The sequence below is a fragment of the Hyphomonas sp. genome, from assembly GCF_041689225.1.
Classification (GTDB): domain Bacteria; phylum Pseudomonadota; class Alphaproteobacteria; order Caulobacterales; family Hyphomonadaceae; genus Hyphomonas.
The window spans coordinates 1-6,163 of the sequence record NZ_JBDNGN010000072.1 but is presented as its reverse complement, the minus strand read 5'-3'; the positions used below and the strand labels follow the sequence as shown (position 1 = coordinate 6,163).

The 6,163-nt window shown below is 55.7% G+C and carries 6 protein-coding genes, 1 tRNA gene and 2 pseudogenes; 3 read left to right on the top strand and 6 right to left on the bottom strand.

What is annotated here, in order from left to right; all coding sequences use genetic code 11:
• Positions 1 to 200: 200 nt before the first annotated feature.
• From ACESNB_RS06540 to ACESNB_RS06530, 3 genes are all read right to left on the bottom strand, one after another.
• Positions 201 to 1,475 (bottom strand): type II toxin-antitoxin system HipA family toxin, encoded by a 1,275-nt coding sequence (locus ACESNB_RS06540; protein ID WP_373005522.1) that lies wholly within the window; start codon positions 1,473 to 1,475, stop codon positions 201 to 203.
• Positions 1,476 to 1,507: 32 nt separating this feature from the next.
• Positions 1,508 to 1,759: a helix-turn-helix domain-containing protein gene (locus tag ACESNB_RS06535; RefSeq protein WP_373005520.1), complete on the bottom strand. Its 252-nt coding sequence runs from the start codon at positions 1,757 to 1,759 to the stop codon at positions 1,508 to 1,510.
• Positions 1,760 to 2,056: 297 nt separating this feature from the next.
• Positions 2,057 to 2,147 (bottom strand) — tRNA-OTHER (locus ACESNB_RS06530).
• Positions 2,148 to 2,253: 106 nt separating this feature from the next.
• On the opposite strand from ACESNB_RS06530, the gene ACESNB_RS06525 reads away from it, so the two are divergent.
• Positions 2,254 to 2,391: a hypothetical protein gene (locus tag ACESNB_RS06525; RefSeq protein ID WP_373005518.1), complete on the top strand. Its 138-nt coding sequence runs from the start codon at positions 2,254 to 2,256 to the stop codon at positions 2,389 to 2,391.
• A gap of 76 nt (positions 2,392 to 2,467) precedes the next feature.
• Here ACESNB_RS06525 and ACESNB_RS06520 read toward each other — a convergent pair whose 3' ends face one another.
• From ACESNB_RS06520 to ACESNB_RS06510, 3 genes and pseudogenes are all read right to left on the bottom strand, one after another.
• Entirely contained in the window at positions 2,468 to 3,325 is an 858-nt protein-coding gene (locus ACESNB_RS06520) for a nucleotidyl transferase AbiEii/AbiGii toxin family protein (RefSeq protein ID WP_373005516.1), read from the bottom strand.
• Positions 3,318 to 4,010: a hypothetical protein gene (locus ACESNB_RS06515; protein ID WP_373005514.1), complete on the bottom strand. Its 693-nt coding sequence runs from the start codon at positions 4,008 to 4,010 to the stop codon at positions 3,318 to 3,320. Before ACESNB_RS06515 ends, ACESNB_RS06520 begins: the two co-directional genes overlap by 8 nt.
• A gap of 305 nt (positions 4,011 to 4,315) precedes the next feature.
• Positions 4,316 to 4,466 (bottom strand): annotated as a pseudogene (locus tag ACESNB_RS06510) (IS3 family transposase); the annotation flags it as partial.
• A gap of 228 nt (positions 4,467 to 4,694) precedes the next feature.
• On the opposite strand from ACESNB_RS06510, the gene ACESNB_RS06505 reads away from it, so the two are divergent.
• Both ACESNB_RS06505 and ACESNB_RS06500 read left to right on the top strand, forming a co-directional pair.
• Positions 4,695 to 5,798 (top strand): Fic family protein, encoded by a 1,104-nt coding sequence (locus ACESNB_RS06505; protein WP_373005512.1) that lies wholly within the window; start codon positions 4,695 to 4,697, stop codon positions 5,796 to 5,798.
• A gap of 168 nt (positions 5,799 to 5,966) precedes the next feature.
• Positions 5,967 to 6,163 (top strand): annotated as a pseudogene (locus tag ACESNB_RS06500) (integrase core domain-containing protein); the annotation flags it as partial.

Sequence of the window (6,163 nt, the reverse complement as noted above, 5' to 3'; positions counted from 1 at the left end):
TTGTCGCGGATGTGCTTTAGCACCTGCTCGTTCGCGAATAATGGAGACTGGTTCGCATTAGACTGACACCACCCTTGTGGTCATCTGCGCTAATTTGGTGTTTTTGTTTATACGTTGGCACGACATGTAAAGAAAATTGCCTTTCTTTGGCATATGAAGTCTCACTCGGGGCTGGGCTAAAAGTTTGGCTGGCGCCTCTGCTATTTTAGCTTATCAAGTCTTGCCCGCATGGATGAGGCAACGCTATCGGCAATTTCCAATGGAAAGTGCTCCGGCATAGAAGCAATCGTGCGATCCAAGGCATCGTCGGCATCAAGGGCAAGAGCGACAAACAGATCGTCAACTTCCGCTTCGGCAACGCCAGCAGATTTTGCGCTTTCCTTGAAGTGATAAGGAAGAATATCGCCCATGCGATAGTGCCGACGATCTCCTGCGGCCATGGCTAGCCTGAACTCTCGCCGGGTCAGCTGCTTCGCATCGAAATTGGGTTGTGCTGTCATGATATCGTAAAGTGGCGCCATGCGATAGCGTCCACCCGGTGTCAGGAAGAGGCTGAAATTCTTGGCGTGCCCATCGGTTGCTCCGATCAACCAAAACACAATCTGCGCCTTGAGAAACGCAAGACGATCCTGATCAGCATAGTCGCTGCCGCTAAGAAGCGTCAGGCAATCTGTTATGCCGGGACCGCCGTCGGAATTGCATTTCAGTGTTGCCGGTACAGATAGTGCCTGGCAAAAATCCTCCTGCGGGACGCGAAGCAGGCGCCCATCCTGCGATCTGATCCGGTCAAAGCGCTCGATTGCGAGCACACGCACATCCTCGAAATCAACAATTTGACTGTTGGCGACTTCAAGCCCCAGGGCCTGACAGAGCTTCATACAAAAATGTTCGTTCTCGACACTTCTGCGCATGTCGAGTCCGTTCGCCAGTTTTCCCAACTCCGGTTTCAGAATGTGCGTGGTGGGAGTCGTCCCTTGGGGGAGACACCAACCCTCGTTCCAAAGCAAGGCCGTCTTCTCTTGCGCGCCAGCGATGGAAATCCGAAATTCACGGTCACCGTCTGCGCGAATGCCCAGTGGCGCCGAAGCCAGGTTGCGGATGATTTCTGCGATTTCGCTATCTTCAAGGGAAGCACATTCGGGGGGACCAGGAAGTGCGATAGTCTGCCCTTCCGGAACAAATTGAAGTGCCCCTACACAATCACGCCCGATCTTGTTCAGGAGGCTGAATGGATCAATTCCCTCTGCTCCGATTTTGGCGGCTACCTTGCGCCTGATATCAGCATTGTCCGGAAGCAAATTGTCAAAATAGGCCGAAACCTCTGCGCCGGTGTAGCGCTCCTCCCGCAATGGGAGGGACAATGAGACAGGAATCGCGCGGCGCTCGTCGTCAAGCCAGGCCTGATCATAAATAAACGAAATGGCCCCATTCGTGCTTCGCTCAAGGACCCCAATCTGGCGTCCGTTGAGGGCCACAGTGAGGCGCTCGCTTCTGCGTGCCCGCCCCATTAGAACATATTCTCGATGTCTTTGTTCGACCCTTTGGTTCGCGGCTGCAGGATCATTTCCAGGTCAAGTGCTCTCAACAGCTCCATGACGGTCGTGAGTTTGACAGTTTCTAGCCCGGTTTCTACCTGCGAAACTGTTCCCTGCCTTACGCCTGCCCGTCGTGCCATCTCGGCTTGCGTGAGATTTTGCGCACGTCGATAGCGGCGCAGCACAGAGCCAATCTGTTTGGGTGATCTGACGAGTTGAGCCATGGCATGATTTCCGTTGTTGTTCGATTTCATACGCTATGGCGTATAAACTGTCAATATACGTTGTGGCGTATATTTCGCATTTATGCGCTGCGGCGTATTAATCTTGAGACACGAAAGATCGGAACAGAGTCGACCTCTCAGCTTTGGTAGATGAACTCCAAGGTGACGTGTCAGAGGCAGCTTTTATCACGGCGCGATATTCGGCTAATCAAGGACGGAACAAGAACAGAACCTGTAAACTATGCTGTAAACTGTTCTCGCATGTTCTTTTTTCCACAGGCTAATGCCTTGTTTTCATGGTGGGCGGTAACGGGCTCGAACCGCTGACCCTCTCGGTGTAAACGATATCTTTTTCTTTTATTTTCAATGTATTAGGCGTTAACCGCCCTGGAAAATATTCAATGATATCAATGGCGGTTACATTCAACTGTTAACCGTTCCTGGCGGTCTGAACAGACGACTTCGAAGCAAACAGACTTTTCGGAATTTGGCTTGTGAGCTGGTCCGAAGGCCTGGACGCCAAGAACGTCGCGCCATTTGCGACGATCAACTTCGTGTCTCTGACTGAACCGGACTCTGCTGTCGATGTCTCTTTCCTGATGGAAGTGATTGCAAGCTGGCCGATGGATTGAATCGGGTTGGAAAGGATCTGGCGCCCTGACCAGCAGAGTTTAGCCCGGTCGGGTAAAGGGGATCGGGGCTGCTGACTTAGCCGGCGCTCGCGGCCAGTTTGCCAAGCTTTGCGGCGAAGAATCTTGCGCTCCAGAGATCAAGCGATTTCAGATCATCCGGACGCAGAAACCGGCGGACATCCGTTCGCGCCATTTCCCAATCGATGGTGTCGATCAATTTACCAAGTTCACGATCCAGCCAGTCCGTATCAACCTTGATATCGGTCTGACCGCTCCATGGGCCAAACTGGATCAGCGCAGCCTGAAGGTGCGCGAGGTTCGGGAACACGCCCTTTGCCACGTACCAGGAAAAATCATACCAATCCCGGCCTTTCAGATATTCCCGGCACAGCAGCGCATGAATCTTCAGGGCAAAGTTCGAGGCGAGGTCCTGATGGCGAACTTCATGGTCTGCCGGAAAATCAAGGAACGTCCAGACGTCAGTGGAAAATGCAGGAGGCTCGACATCAATCTCGAGCTTGATCCTGATGTTTTGATCAGGTTGGCGGTCTGAGAATGCCAGGTCAAGTTGCCCGGCGATCGACGTGTCCTTGATCACCGCGGCGCGGATACGCTTGTCCATGTCTCCCTTCGGTTTCGCCTCGGGACGAATGCCGAACGCAGCAAAAGTCTCCATCAATGCGTCCAGGTATGGGGTCCAGTTGAATGTCCGATCCGGTGCCAGGAGCATGAAGTCGAGATCCTCGGAAAACCGGGGCAACCCATGGAGGATACGCAGGCTTGTACCGCCCTGGAACACGGCGACGTCGAAAAAGTCTGCTTTCCAGAGAGCATAGAGGGCGATCTCCTGCATGATCTCCTTTGTCGCATTCTCTTCCTCCAGGCGGTTCTTCGCGCCATAGGATCGCAGTTTCTCCTGAATGAGATCAATCATCACGGCCTTTCCCGGACAGGTTGCCCGACGTTTTGAGTGTCATGACGTCCTGTTCCAATGCGCGCAGGAAGAAACGCACCAGCTTGTGCTTGTAGACATCGCGCAGCGCATTAAAATCACTGTGGTGCAGCGCCGTCAGCCGGGACCGCTCGATCCGAAGGCCCTGCTCGATCCACTCGAGTCCTGTCCAGCTCGCCTTTCGAAAGGCGACGAGATCCATGAGGGCGCGCAGCGGCTGGGCCACCAGGGCAACGGACTTGCCCATCTCGACCCGGTCGACCGAGACGAGAAACTGGTAGGGCGCAATCGCCAGCGGGTGGAAGCTGAAATGGCCAAACCGGTCGGTGTCACGGGTCAGGGTCTTGCGGCCCGCGTTCACGCTCGCTGTCGTGTAGACTGCTTCCGGGATCCAGCCATGGTAGGACAGGGCTGTCTCGAAGGAGATGTAGCTGCCCGGTACGAGCGCCTGGGCAACGGCAAATGGGTGCGGCGCACCGTGCTGGTAGGGATCGCCCAGCGCATAGAGCCCGCGCTTGATTCGGGTCAGCGATCCATCCTTCAGGGCGCGATTGACAAGGCCGTACCGCCGGGCGTCTCCGCCGTCGACGAGGCGCGCCAGTTGCCTGTCCGTGAACAGGCGGTGTTCATAACCGGCATCTTTCAGGGTTTGGACAAGCTTGCTCATAAAGTTCTCAATACTTGCAAAAAGTGAAAGTTTCAAGAATTTTTGAGGCCTTTTAATGAAGCCGGATGGGTGGCGGTGGTCTGCGCCCACGAAACTGGCCCGTTATGTGAGTTAATTCCGGCTCAGATAAGGAGTCGAGACATGGCAGGAGAGCCAAACCATTACAGCCGACGCAAAGTGTTTGGCGGCCTGGAAGTCGACCAGGCCAGACAGATGAAGAATATGAAGCATGAGAACGCACGGCTGTGCCGTGCTCTTCCAATCTCACGGCGTGCTATGTATCGCGCAAACAGCATAATGGAAGCTTGCTCGCGCCGGACGTCCTCCTTCGCTCGCCTGCTCAAGGGAGCCCTTTAGCCAGACATAAAATCTGCTCGGCGGGATGCGCAGGCAGCGGCACATCGTCCGTACCGAGAAACGCTGTCGATGCTCGGCGACAAACGCGCACCTCAGTTTGGACTTGGCGAATATGCTCTACCAGAAAACCAGGCGTGATTTGCGATCAGTTGCCGACTTCACCAATAGCCCCGTCAACAGCTGCGCTGGTAGCTCACTTTACCAAGGCAACGCTGCTGTTCATATGGAGAACTTGCCCTCGTCCTGGTGCGCCATGATCGATAAAATACCCTTTTATTAATCACTTTTCCTGCATATTGTGATCGACAAAATGGAGCGTTCTCGATCATGGCCTGGAACTGGGAACTTCGCGACTGGCCTGATTTCGCCCGGGACCGGCAGAAGCTCGCCACGCGCGAGGCCCATTTTCTCGAACAGGCCGGCGTCCTGATCGGTGCATCCCGTCATATTTCCGACGAAGACAGGATCAGCCTGAGCATTTCGGTCATGAGCATGGAAGCGATCGATACGTCTCAGATCGAGGGGGAGACGCTGGATCGGGCGAGTGTCCAGTCCTCCATTCAGCGTGCCCTTGGGCTGAAGGCCAACCGGACATCCGAGCGCCCCGCCGAAAGCGGGATTGCGGAAATGATGGTCGACCTTCTGAAGACAACAGGTGATCCGCTTTCGGACGCGATGCTTGATCTCTGGCACCTGAAAATGCTGAACGGCCGCAACGACCTCAAGAGCGTCGGTGGCTATCGCCGGCATGAAGAACCGATGCAGATCATATCCGGCGCTTCCTATGCGCCTAAGGTTCACTATGAGGCGCCGCCCTCCAGCGCTGTTCCCGGCCACATGTCGGCGTTCATCGCCTGGTTTAACCGAACCGCGCCGACAGGCGAGGCGCCGCTGCTTCCGATCGAGCGGTCCGGACTTGCGCATCTCTGGTTTGAGTGCATCCATCCGTATGAAGACGGGAATGGCCGGATCGGCCGCGCGATCTCGGAAAAGGCGCTGGCTCAAGGGCGTCAGCGGCCCGTCTTTACTTCTCTGGCCGGCGCCCTGCTGCGCCATCGCAAGGATTATTACCGCGAACTGGAGCGGGCGAGCGCAACCCTGAACGCGGACCGGTGGCTGAGCTGGTTTGCGGACATCGCGCTCGAGGCGCAGGACAGGAGTTTGCGGCAGGTCGACTTCATGCTGGCCAAAACCCGCCTCTTCGACCGGCTCGCAGGGCAGTTGAACAACCGGCAGGAAAAGGCGTTGCTGCGCATGTTCGCGGAGGGGATTGAGGGATTCAAGGGCGGCCTGAGCGCGAAGAATTACATGACGATTACGGATGCGCCGACCGCTACGGCGACCCGAGACCTTGGGGACATGGTCGCCAAAGGCGCGCTCGTCCGAGAGGGCGAACTCAAATCCACCCGGTACTTCCTGAAGCTGGATTGAAGGCTCAGTGTTGTCAGCGGAACCGGGCTTGAAGTGACCAATCCCGTAGTTTTGCGTCAGGAAATGGTCAGGAACCCGTTCCGCTCCTTCAAAACCTTACCCGAGATCATCCAGCTTGGCGTGATGATGTGCGCCAGATTTCCGCTATCCTTGCGCAATGTCGAAGACCTCCTTCACAAGCGCGGCATCGAAATCAGCATGGACGGCCGCGGCGCCAGGAAGGGCAATGTCTTTGTCGAGCGTCTCTGGCGCTCCATCAAATACGAAGAGATTTACCTACGTGCCTATGCCAGCGTGCCGGACGCACGGGCCGGGATCAGCCGATACATCACCTTCTACAATACCAAAAGGCCACACTCATCGCT

What these genes read in the sequence shown, in the direction of transcription:
- ACESNB_RS06535 (WP_373005520.1), bottom strand. Translation starts at nt 1,759, where the DNA reads ATGGCTCAACTCGTCAGATCACCCAAACAGATTGGCTCTGTGCTGCGC.
- ACESNB_RS06520 (WP_373005516.1), bottom strand. Translation starts at nt 3,325, where the DNA reads ATGATTGATCTCATTCAGGAGAAACTGCGATCCTATGGCGCGAAGAAC.
- ACESNB_RS06515 (WP_373005514.1), bottom strand. Translation starts at nt 4,010, where the DNA reads ATGAGCAAGCTTGTCCAAACCCTGAAAGATGCCGGTTATGAACACCGC.
- ACESNB_RS06505 (WP_373005512.1), top strand. Translation starts at nt 4,695, where the DNA reads ATGGCCTGGAACTGGGAACTTCGCGACTGGCCTGATTTCGCCCGGGAC.